General features: G+C 70.0%; 15 protein-coding genes and 1 pseudogene. 4 read left to right on the top strand and 12 right to left on the bottom strand.

All coding sequences use genetic code 11. From position 1 onward, the window contains the following. Positions 1-113: 113 nt before the first annotated feature. Together BLV96_RS38755 and BLV96_RS38750 are read right to left on the bottom strand one after the other, a co-directional pair. Positions 114-572, bottom strand: a complete 459-nt coding sequence (locus tag BLV96_RS38755; protein WP_211293477.1) for an SRPBCC family protein — start codon at positions 570-572, stop codon at positions 114-116. Next, entirely contained in the window at positions 569-904 is a 336-nt protein-coding gene (locus BLV96_RS38750) for an ArsR/SmtB family transcription factor (protein ID WP_091390185.1), read from the bottom strand. The genes BLV96_RS38755 and BLV96_RS38750 overlap by 4 nt, the downstream gene beginning before the upstream one ends. A 133-nt stretch (positions 905-1,037) precedes the next feature. On the opposite strand from BLV96_RS38750, the gene BLV96_RS38745 reads away from it, so the two are divergent. From BLV96_RS38745 to BLV96_RS38735, 3 genes are read left to right on the top strand one after another with little or no spacing between them, the layout of a single operon-like run. Next, positions 1,038-2,462, top strand: coding sequence for a serine hydrolase domain-containing protein (locus BLV96_RS38745; RefSeq protein ID WP_244180804.1), 1,425 nt, complete (start codon positions 1,038-1,040; stop codon positions 2,460-2,462). Continuing rightward, complete coding sequence (locus tag BLV96_RS38740; protein ID WP_086681844.1) at positions 2,429-2,845, top strand: PGPGW domain-containing protein; 417 nt, start codon at positions 2,429-2,431, stop codon at positions 2,843-2,845. Before BLV96_RS38745 ends, BLV96_RS38740 begins: the two co-directional genes overlap by 34 nt. 19 nt (positions 2,846-2,864) lie before the next feature. Continuing rightward, on the top strand, positions 2,865-3,527 hold the full coding sequence (locus BLV96_RS38735) for a TetR/AcrR family transcriptional regulator (RefSeq protein WP_086681841.1): 663 nt from the start codon (positions 2,865-2,867) through the stop codon (positions 3,525-3,527). Here the strand turns inward: BLV96_RS38735 and BLV96_RS38730 are convergent. From BLV96_RS38730 to BLV96_RS38695, 8 genes are all read right to left on the bottom strand, one after another. Further along, positions 3,487-4,152, bottom strand: coding sequence for a Rossmann-fold NAD(P)-binding domain-containing protein (locus tag BLV96_RS38730; protein WP_086681837.1), 666 nt, complete (start codon positions 4,150-4,152; stop codon positions 3,487-3,489). The two genes, BLV96_RS38735 and BLV96_RS38730, sit on opposite strands and share 41 nt — an antisense overlap. Continuing rightward, the gene (locus BLV96_RS38725; protein ID WP_086681834.1) at positions 4,149-4,547 is read right to left on the bottom strand and encodes a carboxymuconolactone decarboxylase family protein; all 399 of its coding nucleotides are present in this window, start codon (positions 4,545-4,547) and stop codon (positions 4,149-4,151) included. The genes BLV96_RS38730 and BLV96_RS38725 overlap by 4 nt, the downstream gene beginning before the upstream one ends. A gap of 34 nt (positions 4,548-4,581) precedes the next feature. Continuing rightward, positions 4,582-6,960, bottom strand: a complete 2,379-nt coding sequence (locus BLV96_RS38720) for a DNRLRE domain-containing protein (protein WP_244180802.1) — start codon at positions 6,958-6,960, stop codon at positions 4,582-4,584. A 74-nt stretch (positions 6,961-7,034) separates the two neighbouring features. Next, positions 7,035-9,530: a LamG-like jellyroll fold domain-containing protein gene (locus BLV96_RS38715; RefSeq protein WP_086681828.1), complete on the bottom strand. Its 2,496-nt coding sequence runs from the start codon at positions 9,528-9,530 to the stop codon at positions 7,035-7,037. A 30-nt stretch (positions 9,531-9,560) separates the two neighbouring features. Continuing rightward, positions 9,561-10,544, bottom strand: a complete 984-nt coding sequence (locus tag BLV96_RS38710; protein ID WP_086681825.1) for an ABC transporter permease — start codon at positions 10,542-10,544, stop codon at positions 9,561-9,563. Next, entirely contained in the window at positions 10,541-11,503 is a 963-nt protein-coding gene (locus BLV96_RS38705; protein ID WP_086681822.1) for an ABC transporter permease, read from the bottom strand. Before BLV96_RS38705 ends, BLV96_RS38710 begins: the two co-directional genes overlap by 4 nt. Then, the gene (locus tag BLV96_RS38700) at positions 11,496-13,061 is read right to left on the bottom strand and encodes a sugar ABC transporter ATP-binding protein (RefSeq protein WP_086681819.1); all 1,566 of its coding nucleotides are present in this window, start codon (positions 13,059-13,061) and stop codon (positions 11,496-11,498) included. Before BLV96_RS38700 ends, BLV96_RS38705 begins: the two co-directional genes overlap by 8 nt. Further along, a complete protein-coding gene (locus BLV96_RS38695; protein ID WP_086681816.1) occupies positions 13,061-14,137 on the bottom strand; it encodes an ABC transporter substrate-binding protein in 1,077 nt (358 codons plus the stop codon). The genes BLV96_RS38700 and BLV96_RS38695 overlap by 1 nt, the downstream gene beginning before the upstream one ends. A gap of 155 nt (positions 14,138-14,292) precedes the next feature. Here BLV96_RS38695 and BLV96_RS38690 point away from each other — a divergent pair, with 155 nt between their 5' ends. Then, positions 14,293-15,294: a LacI family DNA-binding transcriptional regulator gene (locus tag BLV96_RS38690; protein ID WP_086681813.1), complete on the top strand. Its 1,002-nt coding sequence runs from the start codon at positions 14,293-14,295 to the stop codon at positions 15,292-15,294. 653 nt (positions 15,295-15,947) lie between these two features. Here the strand turns inward: BLV96_RS38690 and BLV96_RS50975 are convergent. Further along, a complete protein-coding gene (locus tag BLV96_RS50975) occupies positions 15,948-16,595 on the bottom strand; it encodes an AAA family ATPase (RefSeq protein WP_244180800.1) in 648 nt (215 codons plus the stop codon). A 223-nt stretch (positions 16,596-16,818) separates the two neighbouring features. Then, positions 16,819-17,100 (bottom strand): annotated as a pseudogene (locus tag BLV96_RS50970) (AAA family ATPase); the annotation flags it as partial. Positions 17,101-17,205: the final 105 nt, after the last annotated feature.

The following is a 17,205-nucleotide window of genomic DNA, read 5'->3' as shown; positions in this document are numbered from 1 at the left end:
GGACCTCGACGTCCCCGGCGGTGTACCAGTCGAACAGTGGCCCGACCGAATCGTCGGGGCGTGCCACGAACCCGTCCAGCGACATGCAGAAACTCGCGACGACCTTGGGCATCTCAGTCCCCCAGCACCTTGTCGAGCCGCTCGAACGACTCCGTGATCCCGCGGCTCATCCCACTCTCCAACGCCGTGTCGCGCGCCGATACCGATGGGAACACCGACTGTGTCACCACGCGCGTTCGGCCGTCGAGGTCCGTCAACGTCATCGACTCCAACGTCACTTCGCCCGGGGCGCCCAGGAACTCGAACGTCTGGATGATCCGGTCCGCGCTCACCGTGTGGTACACGCCGCGGAAGCGGTACTCGCCGCGGGAATCGCGGTGGATGTACTCGTAACCACCCCCTGATCTCGCGTCGAACTCCACTAGCTCCATCTCCATCCCGTGCGGGCCCAGCCACTGCACCAGCAGCTCGGGATCCGTGTGGGCGCGCAGGACCGCCGACGGCGGGGCCGCGAACTCGCGCGTGATCTCGATGAACGGCGTTCCCGGCCGGGCGGTGATCGTGGTGCTCACGGCGATTCCTCCAAGGTTTCCAGGACGGCGTCGAGCCGCCGGTAGCTGCGTTCGGTGGCCAGCCGGTACGTGTCGATCCAGCTCGTCAGCGCTTCGAGGGCGGACGGCACCAGGTGGCACGGCCGGCGCTGGCCGTCGCGGCTGCGCGTGATCAAGCCGGCCTGCTCCAGTACCCCGATGTGCCGGGACACCGCCTGCTTCGTGATCGCGAACGGCTCGGCCAGCTCGTTGACCGTCGCTTCGCCGCGGGACAGCCGGGCGATCAGGGCCCGGCGGATCGGGTCGCCGAGCGCGGTGAACGCCCGGTCCAGCGCCTCCTCGTCAACCGGCATCTTTATCAACCAATCTTTTTATCAACCAACGCGTTGAATATAGCCGGATTGTCAAGACCCTGCCGAAAGTCGGGGGTGGCCGACGTCGTCCGGCAGCGGCCCGCGGACCCGCAAAAGATCTACCTTCACCGCCATGACCAGGCTTTTCCTCCTGCTCGCGACGCTCCTGCTCGCCACCGCGACCCCGGCCGCCGCCGGGCAGCGGCCCGACGTCGACGAGTACGTCCGCGCCTACCTCGACCACACCGGCCTGCCCGGTGCCGCGGTCGCCGTCACCCACGACGGGGACGTCGTCCGCGCCGCCGGCTACGGCCACGACGCAGACGGCGCGCCGATCACCGCGTCGACGCCGCTGCCGATCGCGTCGCTGAGCAAGTCCATGACCGCCTTCGCCGTGCTTCAGCTCGTCGAACACAACCAGCTCGAGCTGGACGAGCCCGTCACGCGCTACCTGCCGGACTTTCGGCTCGCCGACGCCCGCGGTGCGCGGATCACCGTCCGGATGCTGCTGGACCAGACGTCCGGGATGGCCGATTCCGCCTTCCCCGACCTCGCGCTGTCGCAGCCGCACACCCTCGCCGAGGCCGTCGCGCGGCTGAAGGACGCACCGCTGGCGAGCGAGCCCGGGACGCAGTTCCACTACCACAACCCGAACTACGAAGTGGCCGCCCGGATCGTCGAGGTCGTCGCCGGGCAGCCGTTCGCGCAGTACCTGAAGACGAGACTGTTCGCGCCGCTCGGCATGTCCGCCAGCTCCTCCGTGGACGCTCCGCCCGGGACCGCCGGGTACGTCCGCGCCTTCGGGTTCGAGGTACCGGTGTCCGAACCGGACTGGTTCACCGGTGGCAGCCACGGCGTCCTGAGCACCGCGGAAGACCTGGCGAAGTGGCTACGCGCCCAGCGGGATGGTGGCGGCGTGCTCACCCCGGAGTCGGTCCGGCTGGCGCACACCCCGGCACCCGGTCACGACTACGCGCTGGGCTGGCGCGTCCGGGACGGCCGGGCGTCGCACACCGGGGACTGGTTCTCCCACACTGCCGCGCAGGTGCTGCTGCCCGGCGGCTACGGCGTCGCCGTGGTGGCCAACACCGGGATGGCGCTCGACAACGAGGCGGAACTGCTGGCCCAGGGCCTCGCGAGCCTGCTGGAAGGCGGGGCGCCGGAGCCCGCGCTGCCCGCCGGGGTGATCGCCGACTGGGTCCTCGTCGCGCTGGTGGTGATCGCGGTCGGACTGGCCGTCCTGGGGGTCCGGCGGGCCCGCCGGAAGCCCCGGTGGTGGCGGGTCGTGCCGCCGTTGCTCCCGCTCGTCCCGCCGGCCTTCCTGCCGCAGCTGCTCGGGTGGGTATTCGCCGGCCGGCGGGGTACCTACGCGCAGGTGCTCTACGTCTGGCCGGGGCTCGTCGTCGCGCTCGGCGTGGTCGCGCTGGCGGGCCTGACCGTGGCCGTGGCCAGGGCACGGGTCCTCGTGAGTGGCACGCGAGGCCGCGACCAGGAAGAATCGGACGAAACGAGGGGAGACGCCCAGTGGGCATCGGCAAACAGGCGAAGCGGATCCTGATCACGGTGGCGGGTGCCGTCCTGCTGCTGGTCGGGGTGCTGCTGCTCGTCCTGCCCGGCCCCGGGCTGCTGCTCGTGCTCGCCGGGCTCCTGCTGCTGGCCTCGGAGTTCCCGGCGCTCGAGCGGTACGTCGACCCGGTGCGCGACCGCGCGATGAAGGCGGCCGAGGAGAGCGTGTCCTCGCCGTTGCGGATCGCCGGGTCGGTGCTGGCCGGGCTGGCGCTGCTGGCGGCGGGGATCGTCTGGGGCACGGTGAAGTCGCTGCCGTTCGCCGGCTGGAGCACCGGGTCGAGCCTGATCCTGTCGTCGGTGATCCTCTTCGCGCTGCTGATCTGGAGCTACCGGCGGGTCAAGTCCCGGCGCGAGGCCACCAGCCGCAGCTGAGGGCGATACTGTCGGCGCCATGAGCGCCGGATTCCAGCGTGCCCGGCGGCCGGAGCAGATCGAGGCGCGCCGCACCGCGATCCTCGCCGCCGCGCGGGAGCTGCTGGCCGAGCGCCCGGTCGCCGACATCAGCCTGCGGGAGCTGGCCTGCCGCGTCGGGCTCGCGAAGTCCAACGTGCTCCGCTACTTCGACAGCCGGGAAGCGGTCTTCCTGGAAGTCCTCGACACCGCGTGGACGGCGTGGCTCGACGAGCTGGACGGCGCACTCGGCGACCCCGCGCCGCCGGACCCCGGCTACGCGCGCGAGGAGCGGGTCGCGGGGACGATCGCCGCGACGCTGGCCGAGCGCCGGCTGTTGTGCGAGCTGGTCAGCGCGATGGCGCCGGTGCTGGAACGCAACATCTCGCCGGAGTTCGCCCGCGGCTTCAAGGGCCGCGCCGCGGCCAACACCGAGCGGCTCGGCGCGCTGGTCCGGACGCGGGTGCCGGAACTCTCCGCCGAAGGGGCCCGCCAGTTCGCCCTCGGCGTGGTGATCGTGGTGTCGGGGGCGTGGCCGTACGCCAACCCGACCGACGCCGTCGCGGCGGCCGCCGCCGAGGTGGGCGGGGTGCCGACGTTCGCGGACGGGCTGGCCGAGGGCCTCACGAACCTGCTGGCCGGGCTCGTCGCGCGGCGGCGGTGACGAGGTCGGCGTTCTCGAGCACGCGCTTCTCGTAGCCGTTCTCGGCGACTTCCAGCATCGCCAGGGCGAGCTCCCGGTTGGTCGTGACGAACCCCGGGAACAGCCGCCGCAGCACCGGGTACAGCGGCATCGCGACGCGGTAGAGCGTCCGGTACAGCCGGGTTTTCGACGTGATCCCGTACAGCGGCTGGATGTAGCCGGGACGGACGGCGAAGGTGCGCAGCGGCAGCTTCGCGAGCGCGTTTTCGGTGGCGCCCTTGACGCGCGCCCACCGCACGCGGCCGCGTTCGGTGCTGTCGGTGCCCTGACCCGAGACGTACACGAACGCGGTTCCCTCGGGCAGCTTCCCGGCCACCGACAGGGTCAGCTGGTAGGTGATCCGCTCGTAGTCCGCCGGTGCCATGCCGACCGAGGAGACGCCGAGGCAGAAGAGGCAGACGTCGTAGCCGTCGATCGGGTCCAGGGCGAAGAGGTCTTCGCGCACCAGTTCGGTGAGCTTCGGGTGCGTCTCGCCGAGCGGGGACCGGCCGACCGCCAGCACCGCCTCGACGCGCTCGTCGAGCAGGCACTCCCGCAGCGCGCCCTGGCCGACCATGCCGGTCGCGCCGAAGAGGACGACCCTCATGCGTCGGCCACCGGCAGCAGCCCGCGTTCGGCGAAGACCTTCTTCGCGACGGCGGTCGCGTTGAGCGCCCGGGGGAAGCCGCAGTAGGCGGCCGACTGCAGCAGCGCTTCGACGATCTCTTCCGGCTTCAGGCCGGCGTTGAGCGACGCGTTGACGTGCACTTCCAGCTGCGGCTCGCACCCGCCGAGCGCGGTGAGCATGCCGAGCGTGACGAGCTGCCGGTCGCGCGGCACGAGCGCCGGCCGCGTGTAGATCTCGCCGAAGCCCCACGACACGAGACTGTCGGAGAGCTTCGGCGAGATGTCGGCGAGGCTGTCGAGCACGCGCTGCGCGGTCTCTTCGCCGTTGAGGTCGACCAGAGCCCGCTTGCCGCGTTCGAAACGATCATCGGTCATGACAGCGACGGTAGCGGCTGGAGCGGGCTCCAGGTCAAACTGCGCGCGTCACCCGGCTCGCCGCCGCGTCCGGGTCGACGTAGTAGCTCTCGTACGACGTCTCCGTGCGCTGGCCCGCCGCGTTGGCGCTCCACGCGTCCACGTACAGGAAGATCTTCGTGTCGGTCGGCGGCGCGGTGAACTCGAAGGTCCCCGTGCCGTCGGCGTTCGGCTGGACCACCACATCCGGCGTCGTCTCGTTCGCCCTGATGCGGTAGCCGTACGAGGCCAACCCCGGCTGGACCGGCGTCAGCGTGCAGCGGACCACCTGGCCGGGCCGCAGGTTGCCCGTCGCGTCACAGGTGAGCGGCGGGGCGGCCGACTTCGGGTAGAAGCGGTAGTAGCCCGGCGCCGACACCCATCCGTCGGCGGACTTGCTCGTCACGTCCAGGTACTGCGTGTCGGTGCTGAGCGGCGTCAAGGTGACGCTCGCCGTGCCGTCCGGTCCCGCGGGCACCGTGACCGGCGCCGCCCCGAAGAACGAGTACGTGTAGCTCACGACGCCGGGAAGCGACGACGAGAACGTGAACGTGCCCGGCGTGGTTTCGTAGCCGCCTTCGCAGCACTCGGGGAAGTCGGTGCTCGTGATGGTCGGTTCGTCCGAGCCGATCATGACGCTCTCTTCGTTCGTCGCCGACCCGAGCCCGGCCGCGGTCGTCGAGTACACCCGAACCGTGTGGTAGTACGGCCGGTCCGGCACCACGGTGACCCGCGCCGTGCCGTCCGGCCCGACCGGGACGGTCACCGGCTCGCCGTAGTCCCAGTCGTAGGTGAACGACGTCGAACCGGGCAGCACGGCGTGCAACGTCAGGACGACCGGCTTGCCGACCATGGCGTCGGCCGGCACGTCGACCGTGGGTGCGCCCCGGTCGATGTCGATCTGGCCGCCGCCGTCGCCGGACAGGTTGCCGTTGGTCATCCGGGCCCGCACGCTGACGCGGTAGGACTTCGCGGCGTCGGTCGGGGTGACGCTGATCGCTGCGGTGCCGTCCGGGCCCGCGGGTACGGTGACCTCCGGCTCGTCGTCGATCTTGTAGAGGTACTCGGTGGCGCCGTCGGTGCTGTGCGGGCCGAACACGCACTGCCGCGTCTCGCCCAGGAAGGCCCGGGCCGGCGTGCACGTCATCGAGGGACCGTTGCGGGCCACGAAGAACCGGTAGTCGCCCGACGGGCCGTAGTTCCCGGCGGCGTCGAGGCCGTTCGCGGACATGCTCATCGGGCCGTCGTCGCGCGGGGTGTACCGGACGGTGGCCGTGCCGCCGGGCCGGTCGGCCGCGACGTACCCGCTGTCGGTGAACCCGGCCTGCCACTGGAAGCCGACGACCTGGGTGTCCCCACCCGCGTCGAGGGTGAAGTCGCCCGGGATGCCGATGCCGCCCTTGCCTGGCACCTCGTACACGTAGTCGGTCGAGGTGACCGTCGGCGCCGTGGCCGGTGGGGTGAAGTCCGTGGTGAACCGGCAGGTTTCGCTCCACGGGCTCGCGGCCAGGCTGTCCTTCGCGCGGACCTGCCACGCGTAGGTGACGCCGTCCGCGAGCTGCGAGTCGGGGTCGAAGTACGCGCCGGAGCCGTAGACGTAGTCGATGCCGGTCGCGCGCTGGTCGGGGTGGTCCACCGGCCACCAGGCGAACTCGGCCTCGAAGCTGTAGTCGTCCGGATCGCTGACGGTGGCCGACATCGCGGCGCCGCCGCGGCGGACGAGCGGGGTTTCCGCGCAGGGGTGCGCACCGGTCTTGAGCGCGGTCGGCGTCACCGGCGGCTGGTTCTTGTCCATGCTGACGTACAGCATCGGCCGGTAGGTGCGGCCGAACCGCGGGTTGTACTGCTGGTTGTCCGGCAGGCGCAGCACCATGGTCAGCGACGTGCGACCGGCGTCGATCGCCTGCTGCAGCACCGGTCCGGCGTCCCAGTCGAGGTAGTCCGACGGGCAGACGTCGAGGCTGCCCGGGCCGGCCAGCTTGGTCAGCTCGCGAGGCTGGTCGTCCCAGGTCGGCGCCTTCTTCACCGGGGCCGTGACCCACAGCTCGGTGCCGCGCGGCGCCGAGCAGTCGGCGACCGCGGTCTCCTTTCCGGACAGCTCCGCGGAGAGCACCTTGGCGCCGCGCAGCCCGGAAAGGTCGAACGTGAAGTAGGACTTCGAAACGTGCTTCTTGCCGTGGTCGGTCTTCGCACCGATCGGTGCGTCACCGGCCGGGTCGGCGAAGCTCTTCTTCGGCTGGGCCGAGTCGATGTACGACCAGGACGTCGACTGGATCGACGTGATCTGCGTGGCCGAAGCCGGCAGCGCCGTTCCGGCCAGCAACAACGCCGCGGTGGCGGCGAGGACGCCCGCTCGGGCGGGCAGCGACGATCTTCGAGAGCCCAAAAGGCTCACCCCCTGAATGCGAAACCCGGGGACCGCGATCGCGGTCCCCGGGCTCAACACGCTTCAGGTGTGCTTCCGGTTGCCTACTTCCCGCTGGTGTACAACGCGCTCACGTCCGCGTCCGACAGCGCCCGGTCGTAGACGTGGACCTGGTCCACGGCCCCGTTCAAGTAGTCGACCGGGTTGCCGCCGTACTTGCCGCGGCCGATCACCGTGTGGCCCGTCGACGCGTCACCGAGGCAGACGCTCTTCGTGGCCGCCAGCTGGCCGTCGACGTACAGCTTCAGCGTTCCCGCGGCCGCGTCTCGGACGCCGACCACGTGGTACCAGCGGTTCGCCTCGGGGGCCGTGGGCGCCAGGGCCCGCGTGCCGACGAAGCTCATCGCGAGCCGGTGGTCCTGGCCCGAGTACTGCAGGAAGAACGCGCTGTTGCTGTCGCCGTCCTGGCTCACCACCGTCTGGAAGCCGTCGCCCACGGCGTTGAACTTCACCCACGCCGCCGCGCTGTAGCTGCCTTCGGTGTTCACCAGCGCGGCGCCCGTGTCGGCGTACTGGCCCGACCCGTTCACCGCCAGCGCCGAACCGCTCTTGCCCGCGGTCCAGGACGCGCCGCCCACGAGCGTGGCGTCGTGGTCGCCGACGCTGTCCGCCGCCGTCGTGCCGGTGTTCTCGTCGAACCCGTACGCCGCGATGCCGTCGATGCCCGGCGTGCCCTGGGGCACCGAAGGACCCGCAACGGGAGCACCAGTGGCGCCCTTGATGACCGCCAGGTTCGCCGCGCGGACCGCCGCGAAGTCCATCTTCTTCACCTGCCGGTCGTAGGTGAAGAAGCCGTTGACCTCTTTCTCGACGTCGGTGGTCTGCGTGTAGACGCCGGCCGAGACACCGCACCGCTGGGCGACCAGCAGCAGGCGCTGCTGCAGCTCGCCGTAGCGCCGGGTCAGCGTCGCGCTGTCGGGCTCCATCTCGTAGGCGAAGCTGCCCGCCGGGTCGAACTGGTGGCCGTCGACCTTGAGGCCGAGACCGCCGTACTCGCCGTCGACCGCCGCGCGCGTCCCGGTCTGCGTCGGCGTCCCGGGGCCGGTGTAGGTGTGGTCGTCGTAGATGTCACCGCGACCGCTGTCCGGTTCGGACCGGCAGCAGTTGACGCCGGATTCCGCGTTCACCAGCCGAGAGGGGTCCCACGACTTGACCTCGTCGGCGATCCGGCCGACTTCGTAGTCGCCCCAGCCCTCGTTGAACGGCACCCACGTGACGATCGACGGGAAGCTGCGGTGCTGGTCGATCATCCGGTGCATCTCGGACTCGTAGTTGACGCGCGAGGCCGGGGTCGGCTCGACGTCGTCCTTCATCGCCGGCATGTCCTGCCACACCAGCAATCCGAGCTTGTCGGCGTAGTAGTACCAGCGGTCCGGCTCGACCTTGATGTGCTTGCGCACCATGTTGAAGCCGAGCGCCTTCTCCTGCTCCAGGTCGAACTTCAGCGCGGCGTCGGTCGGCGCGGTGTAGATGCCGTCCGGCCAGAAGCCCTGGTCGAGCGGGCCGACCTGCATGACGAACTTGCCGTTGAGCAGCATCCGCTGCTTGCCGTCGGCGGTCTTGCCGACGCTGATCGACCGGATGCCGAAGTACGAACCGACTTCGTCACCACCGGAGAGCTTCACGCGCAGGTCGTAGAGGAACGGGTCGTCCGGCGACCACAGGTGCGGCCGGTCCACCTTGAGCTTCAACGGCTTGTTCGCGTCCCCGGACACGCGCCCGACCGGGCGGCCGTGGTCGTAGGCGACGGCTTCGACGCGCTGCTTCACCGGCCCGCCGACCACGGCGTTCACCGTGACCGAACCACTCGCCACATCGGGGGTGACGTCGAGGCGGTCGACGTGCGCGGTCGCCACCGGCTCCATCCACACGGTCTGCCAGATGCCGGAGGACGGCGTGTAGAAGATCCCGTCACCGGGCTGGCGCTGCTTGCCGATCGGCTGTCCGCCCTGGTCGTTCGGGTCCGCGACGCCGACGACGATCTCCTGGGTCTTCTTCGTGGTCAGCGCGTCGGTGACGTCGACGGACCACGCGTCGTAGCCGCCGGTGTGGCGGGCGACGGTCTTGCCGTTGACGATGACCGTCGCGTCGTAGTCGACGGCCTGGAAGTGCAGCTGCAGCCGCTGCCCCTTGCCGATCTGCCAGTTCTTCGGGACCTCGAACGTGCGGCGGTACCACATGTTCGTCTCGTGACGCATGATCCCGGACAGCGCGGACTCGACCGGGTACGGTACGAGGATCCGCTCGCCGAGCGTCTTCCCGATCGGCGCGGCCTCACCCGGGGTCGCCTTGGCGAACTCCCAGACGCCGTTGAGGTTCTGCCACTGGTTGCGGGTCAGCTGCGGCCGCGGGTAGTCGGGGAGGGCATTGGCAGGGGAGACGTCCTTCGTCCAGGGCGTCGACAGCGGTGGCGTGAGCCGTTGCCACTGCGGTGCGTCGGCGGCGCTCGCCGCCGGCACGGTGCCGAGGCCGGCCACCGCGACCGCGAACGCGGCGGCCGCGGTCAGCCATCTCCGGGTTTTTCGGGCAGGGTGGAACATCGTTGAGACCTCCTGTTGGGGGACTGGGGCTCAGCGGGTCCGGGAGCGCGCCAGGGCGCGCTGGATCACCACGACGACGAGCAGGAAGGCCCCGCTCACCACCGTCTGGTAGTTGGAGTCGAGGGTGCCGATCTGGTTGATGACGTTCTGGATCAGCGTCCGCAGCAGCACGCCGACGAGCGTGCCGATGATCGTCCCGGCGCCGCCGGTGAGCAGCGTGCCGCCGATGACGACGACCGAGATCGCGTCCAGTTCGGTGCCGACGCCGATGACCGTGACGCCGGACTGCAGGTACGCGGCGGTGAGGACGCCGGCGAACCCGGCCAGGCCACCGCTGAGCGTGTAGAGGCTGATCTTGGTGCGGGCCACCGGCAGGCCCATCAGCAGCGCGGACTGCTCGGCACCGCCGATGGCGAACACCGACTGGCCGAACCGCGTGCGGCGCAGGAGGAGCCCGCCGAGCGCGAACAGTACGAGCGCGAGGTACACCGGGACGCCGACGCCGAAGATCGTGCCTTGGCCGAGCCAGAGGAACGCCGAACCCGGGTCCACTTTGTACGTCGTCGCGCCTTCGGACGTCAGCGCCAGCAACAAACCCCGGGCGAACAACAGCGACGCCAGCGTCACGATGAACGGCGCCATCCCGGTGCGGGCGATGAGCAGGCCGTTGACGAAGCCGATCAGCGAACACACGGCCAGCGGCAACAGGATCGCGACGACCAGGCCGTACTGCGCGCCCCAGGCGGCGAGGACGCCGCCGAGCGCGTAGTTCGACCCGACCGACAGGTCGATGCCGCCGGAGATGATCACGAACGTCATGCCCAGCGCGATCACCGCGAGGAACGAGCCCTGCAGCACGAGGCTGCGCAGGTTGTCCGCGGTGCCGAAGTGCGGGAAGGCGAACCACGAAGCGAAGATGCCGAGCACGAGCACGACGGCCGCGCCCTGGCGTTGCAGCACCCCGGCGAACGCGGCGTTGCGCGCCGAAACCGGAGTGGCGGACTGTGCTGTCATCGGCTGCTCCGCTCGCGCGCGACGTAGACCGCGACGACGATGATGGCCGCCTGGACCATCTGCGCGGTCGAGTCCGGCAGGTTGTGCTTGATCAGGGTCGCCTGGACGAGCTGCATGAGCAGGGCGCCGAACACGGTGCCGAGCACGCGGACCCGGCCGCCGGTCAGCGGCGTGCCGCCGACGACGACCGCGGTGATCGCGGACAGCTCCATGAGCAGGCCGACGTCGCTCGGGTCGCTGGCGGCCAGCCGCGACGTCGCCAGCACGCCGGCGATCGCCGCCAGCGCCCCGGAAATCACGTAGACGCTGATGAGCACGCGTTTCACCGGCAGGCCGGCCAGGGTGCTCGCGGCGCGGTTGCCGCCGACCGCGACCAGGTGCCGCCCGAACGTCGTGCGCTGGACGACCAGCCCGGTCAGCACCGCCAGCACGCCCGCGACGATCACCATGATCGGGACGCCGAGCAGGTCGCCGGTGCCCAGCTCCAGGAAGTCCTGGTTGCGCAGCTGGACGAGCTGGCCGTGGGCGATCACCAGGGCGAGTCCCCGCCCGCCGACCAGCAGCGCCAGTGTCGCGATGATCGGCTGGATCCCCAGGTACGCCACCAGGTAGCCGCTGAACAGACCGGAGAGCACGCCGGCGATGACGGCGACGATGATCGCCATCAGCGGGCCGGCGCCCAGGTAGAGCGGGATGAGCGCGGCGGCGATCGACATCACCGAGCCGACCGAGAGGTCGATGCCCTCGGTGCCGATCACCAGCGCCATGCCGAGCGCGACGATGCAGACCGGCGCCGCCTGCACCAGCTGGGTGCGGAAGTTGGCCGTGGACAGGAAGTTCTCGGTGAACACGACGTTGAACAGCAGCAGTACCACGACGGCGAGGTAGACGCCGTAGTTCTGCAGCCACGCCGTGACTTTCGCGCGGTCGGGACTTTTCGTCAGGGTGGCGCTAGACATCGTTGTCACCCTCTGTGGCTTCTGCCGCGATGGCGGTCAGGACGTTTTCTTCGGTGATCCGGTCGCCGGTCAGCTCGCCGACGACCGAGCCGTCGCGCAGCACGACCACGCGGTCGGAGCCGTCGATCAGCTCTTCGAGTTCGGACGAGATGAGCAGCACGCCGAGCCCTTCCTGCGCGAGTTCGTCGATCAGCGCCTGCACCTCGGCCTTCGCGCCGACGTCGATGCCGCGCGTGGGTTCGTCGAGGAGCAGGATCTTCGGGCCGGTGGCCAGCCAGCGGGCGAGCAGTACTTTCTGCTGGTTGCCGCCGGAGAGCTCGGACACCTTCTGCTCGGGACTGGCGGCCTTGATCCGCAGGCGCTCCATGAAGATCTTCACGATCCTGTCCTGCTTGGCCTTGCTGACCAGGCCGAACGGCGAGAGCGACGGCAGCGCGGCGAGCGCGATGTTCTCGCGGACCGACAGGTTCGGGATGATCCCGTCGGTCTTGCGGTCCTCGGCCAGCAGCGCGATCCCGGCCCGCATGGCGGCCTTGATCTTGCCCTTCTTGAGCGGTTTCCCGGCCAGCAGCACGGATCCGCTGTCGAGGGGGAAGGCCCCGACGATGGCCCGCGCCGTCTCGCTGCGGCCGGAGCCGAGCAGGCCGGCGAGGCCGACGACCTCGCCGGGCCGGATGCTCACCGAGACGTCGTGCAGCCGCCGCATGCCGGACAGGTTTTCCGCCTTGAGCAGCGGTTCGCGCTCGACGTCGTGCTCCTCGCCGAACGCCGTGACGCCTTCCTCGCGGATCTGCTTGATCTCCCGGCCGAGCATCTTGCTCACCAGCTCGATGCGCGGCAGGTCCTTCAACGGTCCACTGTGGACGACCCGGCCGTCGCGCAGCACGGTGACGCTGTCGCAGACCCGGTACAGCTCGTCCATCCGGTGGCTGACGTAGACGATCGCGATGCCTTCGGCGTGCAGCCGGTTCAACACCTCGAAGAGCGTCTCGACCTCGCGCGGCTCGAGCGACGACGTCGGTTCGTCCATGATGACGACCTTCGCGTCGGTCGAGACCGCGCGGGCGAGCGCGACCATCTGCTGCGCGCCGACACCCAGGGTGTGCAGTGGGCGCTTGACGTCGTCGGTGATGCCGTAGCCCTTGAGCAGCTCGCGGGCGTCGGCGTACATCCTGGACCAGTCGACGAGACCGGCCTTGGTGCGCGGTTCGCGGCCGAGGAAGACGTTGCCGGCGATGCTCATCAGCGGGACGAGGTTGACCTCCTGGTAGATCGTGGAGATCCCGGCCCGCTGCGCGTCGATCGGCCGCTTGAACGTCACCGGCTCGCCGAGGTGGCGCACCTCGCCCTCGTCGGGCTGGTAGACGCCGGTGAGCACCTTGATCAGCGTGGACTTGCCCGCGCCGTTCTCGCCGACCAGCGCGTGCACCTCGCCCGGTCGCAGCGTGAAGCTGACGTCGTCGAGCGCGAGGGTGCCGGGGAACCGCTTGGTCACCCCGGCCACCTCGAGCACCGGTGTGGTCGTCATGGCGACGTCCTCTTCGGTGGCTGCCGTCATCAGTACGCGTTCCCGACCTTCTGGGCCGCGTTGGTCTCGTCGTACTGGTCGTCGGTGATCACGATGCTGGCCGGGATGGCCTCGCCGTTCTCGAACTTCTGCAGCGTCTGGAAGGCCAGCGGGCCGAAGCGCGGGTTGGACTCGATGACGGCGTTGTAGCTGCCGTCGGCGATCAGCTGCACGGCGTTGCGGGTGCCGTCGATCGAGATGACCTTGACGTCCTTGCCCGGCGTCTTGCCGGCGGTCTTCAGCGCGTTGACCGCGCCGACGCCCATCTCGTCGTTCTCGGCGTAGACGGCGGTGATGTCCGGGTGGCTCTGGATGAGCTGCTCCATCACGGCCTGGCCCTTGGACCGGTCGAATTCACCCGTCTGCTCGGCGACCACGGACAGCCCGGCCGTCTTCGCGAGCTCGTCCTTGAAGCCGGAGGTGCGGTCGGTGGTGACGTTGTTGCCGGACGCGCCGAGCAGGATCGCGACCTTGCCGGTGCCGCCGGTGACCCGCGCCATCTCCTGCGCCGCGCGCTTGCCCTGCTCGACGAAGTTGGAGCCGATGAAGGTCAGGTAGTCGGTGCAGGGCTGCGAGGTCACCTTGCGGTCGATAGTGACGACCGGGACCTTCTTGGCCTTCGCCGCGTCGAGCGCGGGCTGGAGGCCGTCGGAGTTCAGCGGCGCGACGACGAGCAGCTGGGCGCCCCGGTCGAGCATCGACTTGATGTCGCTGATCTGCTTGTTCAGGTCGCTCTGGGCGTTGGTGACGAGCAGCTTGTCGTTCGCGATGCCGAGCTTGGCGGCTTCGTCCCGGATGGACTGCGTCTCGGCGATCCGGAAGGGGTTGGCTTCCTTTTCGGACTGTGAGAAACCGACCACCGCGGTCTTGAGGTCGACCTTGGGGTAACCGGTTTTGTCGATGGTGCAGCCGTCGGCGGACGGCGCGACCGACTGGGCGCTGGCGGCGGGTCCGCCCCCGCTGGAGGGGGCGGCCGGGGTCTCTTCCCGGCTGGTGCAGGAGGTCAGGGTCAGCGCGGCGGCGGCCGCGGTGGCCAGGACCAGGAGGGGACGGGTGGACAGAGGCACGGTGACTCCTCGGGCAGCGACGGTGGTGGCCCGCTCACCGGGGTGATCGGAGTCACCGCGGGAGCCTTGAGGTACTTTTTACATCGTTGGAACAACGTTGTAAACCGGCAAATTGTCGCTATGCTTCGTGCTCACCACCTGAGAAGGAGCCGCCCGTGACCGTGACGCTCAAGGACGTCGCCACGCTCGCCGGAGTATCGGTGAAGACCGTGTCGAACGTGGTCAACGGCTACGCCTTCGTCAAGCCGGAGAACCGCCGGCGCGTCGAGGAAGCTTTGGCGGCGACGGGGTACCGGCCCAACGTCGGCGCGCGAAACCTGCGCCGCGGGCGCACGGGCTTCCTGGCGCTGATGGTGCCGGAGCTGTCGATCCCGTACTTCGGCGAGCTGGCCGGCTTGGTCATCACGGCGGCGCAGAAGCGCGGCTGGAGCGTCCTGATCGAGCAGACGCAGGGGACGCGCTCGAGGGAGCGCGAGACGCTGTCGTCGCTGGGACCCCACCTGGTCGACGGGGCGTTGGTCCACCCGGAAGCCTTGGAAGCGGCGGACTTTCCGTCGCCGGGGGAGATCCCGCTGGTGATGCTGGGCGAGCACGCGGTGGACGTGCCGATCGACCACGTGGCGATCGACAACGTCCTGGCGGCTCAGACGGCGGTGACGCACTTGGCGTCCCTCGGCCGGACGCGGATCGCGGCCATCGGGCGGAACCCGGCTCGTGGGACGTCTTCGCAGCGGTTGGCCGGCTACCGGGCGGGGTTGGTGGCGGCGGGGTTGTCCTATTCGGACAGTCTGGTGGCACCGGCGGAGAAGTGGCACCGATCGGTGGGGGCGGCGGCCATGCGGTCCCTGCTGGCTTCGGCCGCGCCGCCGGACGCGGTGTTCTGCTTCAACGACCTGTTGGCGATCGGTGCGTTGCGCGCGGTGGCCGAGCTGGGGCTGCGGGTGCCGGAGGACGTCGCGATCGTGGGGTTCGACAACAACGAGGAGAGCGCGTTTTCGTTGCCCTCGTTGACGACTATCGCACCGGACAAGACGGCGTTGGCCGAGGCGGCGATCGACCTGGTGCACAGGCGGATCACGGGGGACAAGGGGTTGCCGCCGCAGGACATCCAGACGCCGTTCGCGCTGGAGGTCCGCGAGAGCACGAGCGGGCGCTAGCCCGAAAAAGAAGCTGGGTGGTCATCCCGTCGCCTGAGGCCGGTAAATCACTTTGAGCCGGGCCCGCAACCGGCTGCCCGGGGTGAGGGAGAATGCCAGGCTTGCGGGCCCGGCTCAAAGTGATAGGCCTCGTTCAGGCGACGGGATGACCACCCAGCGACCCACCCGAGAACTGGAGGGGACTGCGGGGGTCTTGGTCATCCCGGAGCCTGCCCGTCCGGCGAGGACAGTCTTTTGCTTTTTGCCGCGGTAGAGGGCGAAGCCGGTGCTGCAGTGGAGGGCGGGTCCCGCTGTCGCGGCGAAAGCGGGACCCCGCCACTGCCCTCTGCCGCGGCAGTAGGACAGTCTTCCGCGGCTGAGTCGGGTCCGACCTCCCCCGCCCCTCCTTTCGGATTCTCAGTCGAGGCTCGGGTTTGTCAAGGCGGGAAAGCGTGCCTTGACAAACCCGAGCCTCGACTGAACTGCGGCTTGGGATGAGGGGCGGGGGAGGTCTGGTGAGCTCGTGGTCGGCCTGCGTTGCCGGCTGCCGGTTGCCTAGTGGTAGGCCTGCTTTGCCGGCTGCCGGTTGGACGCCGCGACGCTGCGCGTCATGAACGACTCTTTCATCGCGTCAGATGACATGAACGACCCTTTCATGCCATCTGGCGCCGGGGTCAGCGGCTCGGCCAGGGCCAGCTTGGGCGGTCCAACGTCCCTTGCCCCACCAGCTTCGTCTCCCCGGCCTCCTTCTCCAGCTCCAGCTCGCCGACCTCCGCCACCTCTGCCAACGCCCGGATCAGCGGGGACGCGTGCGATACCACCACCAGCTGCGTCTCCTTCGCCGCCGTCGCGATCAGCGCCGCCAGTGCCGGCAGCAACTCCGGGTGCAGCGAGGTCTCCGGCTCGTTCAGCACCAACAACTCCGGTGGCCGCGGCGTCAGCAGCGCCGCCACCCACAGCAGGAATCTCAACGTCCCGTCCGACAGCTCTGCCGCCGACAACGGCCTCAACAACCCGTGCTGGTGGAAGCGCACTGACAGCACCTCGTTCTGGGACTCCACTGATACCCGGGAGCCCGGGAATGCCGCGTCCACCACTGACGCCAGCTCCGATGACCGGCCGATCTCGATGATCGTCTGCAATGCCGAGGCCAGGTCCGCACCGTCTTGGGCGAGCACGAACGTGCGCGTGCCCGGGCGGGGTTGGCGGGCCGGGGCCGCCGCGTCCGTGCGGAAGTGGTCGTAGAACCTCCAGGATCGGATGCGCTCGCGGACCACCAGTAGCTCCGGGCAGGCCCGGGGGTCCGCGAACTCGCTCAGCATGCTGTCCGTCAGGCGGATCCGGAACGCCTCCGGATCCCAGCCGCCCGAGGAACCGCGTGCGCACCGAGGGGCCGGCCCGGTCCGCCAGCAGGGACGCCGGGCGAAGGACCGGTCCCGACCACACCGCCTCGCGCTTGAATTCCGGGTCCAGGTTGAACATCGTCTTCTTCTGGGGCACCGGCAGGCCCAGGTCGAGCGCGTAGCCGAACTCGTCGCCCGCGAACCCCAGCCTCAGACCGACCGCCTTCGTGCGCACCGTGCCCTGGACCCGCGCGCCCGGGCGGGCGCCGTTCTGCGGGCCCGCCCACAGCGTCGACGGCAGACCTCCTTCACGCGCCAGGGCCGCCACCGCGCCGTTGCGGGACGCGTCCGCCAGCAGCCGCAGCGCCCGGTACAGGCTCGACTTGCCGCTGCCGTTCGGGCCCGTCACCACCGTCAACCCGGACAGCGGCAGCACCAGGTCGCGCAGCGAGCGGTAGTTCTCGACGGCCAGCGTGGTCAGCATGCCCCGAACCTAGCCGTCACCCCCGACAATCCGGATTCGTCCGATCTTTGTCCACTGAAGCCGTTGACATCGGCGAACCCGAACAGCCAGAATCAGCCGTCGTCG

Origin of the sequence: Amycolatopsis pretoriensis (assembly GCF_900107925.1) — a bacterium.
Classification (GTDB): Bacteria; Actinomycetota; Actinomycetes; order Mycobacteriales; family Pseudonocardiaceae; genus Amycolatopsis; species Amycolatopsis pretoriensis.
The sequence above is the reverse complement of the archived record's forward strand: the minus strand, read 5'-3'. Positions and strand labels throughout refer to the sequence as shown.

What these genes read in the sequence shown, in the direction of transcription:
- BLV96_RS38750 (WP_091390185.1), bottom strand. Translation starts at nt 904, where the DNA reads ATGCCGGTTGACGAGGAGGCGCTGGACCGGGCGTTCACCGCGCTCGGC.
- BLV96_RS38745 (WP_244180804.1), top strand. Translation starts at nt 1,038, where the DNA reads ATGACCAGGCTTTTCCTCCTGCTCGCGACGCTCCTGCTCGCCACCGCG.
- BLV96_RS38735 (WP_086681841.1), top strand. Translation starts at nt 2,865, where the DNA reads ATGAGCGCCGGATTCCAGCGTGCCCGGCGGCCGGAGCAGATCGAGGCG.
- BLV96_RS38730 (WP_086681837.1), bottom strand. Translation starts at nt 4,152, where the DNA reads ATGAGGGTCGTCCTCTTCGGCGCGACCGGCATGGTCGGCCAGGGCGCG.
- BLV96_RS38725 (WP_086681834.1), bottom strand. Translation starts at nt 4,547, where the DNA reads ATGACCGATGATCGTTTCGAACGCGGCAAGCGGGCTCTGGTCGACCTC.
- BLV96_RS38715 (WP_086681828.1), bottom strand. Translation starts at nt 9,530, where the DNA reads ATGTTCCACCCTGCCCGAAAAACCCGGAGATGGCTGACCGCGGCCGCC.
- BLV96_RS38710 (WP_086681825.1), bottom strand. Translation starts at nt 10,544, where the DNA reads ATGACAGCACAGTCCGCCACTCCGGTTTCGGCGCGCAACGCCGCGTTC.
- BLV96_RS38705 (WP_086681822.1), bottom strand. Translation starts at nt 11,503, where the DNA reads ATGTCTAGCGCCACCCTGACGAAAAGTCCCGACCGCGCGAAAGTCACG.
- BLV96_RS38700 (WP_086681819.1), bottom strand. Translation starts at nt 13,061, where the DNA reads ATGACGGCAGCCACCGAAGAGGACGTCGCCATGACGACCACACCGGTG.
- BLV96_RS50975 (WP_244180800.1), bottom strand. Translation starts at nt 16,595, where the DNA reads ATGCTGAGCGAGTTCGCGGACCCCCGGGCCTGCCCGGAGCTACTGGTG.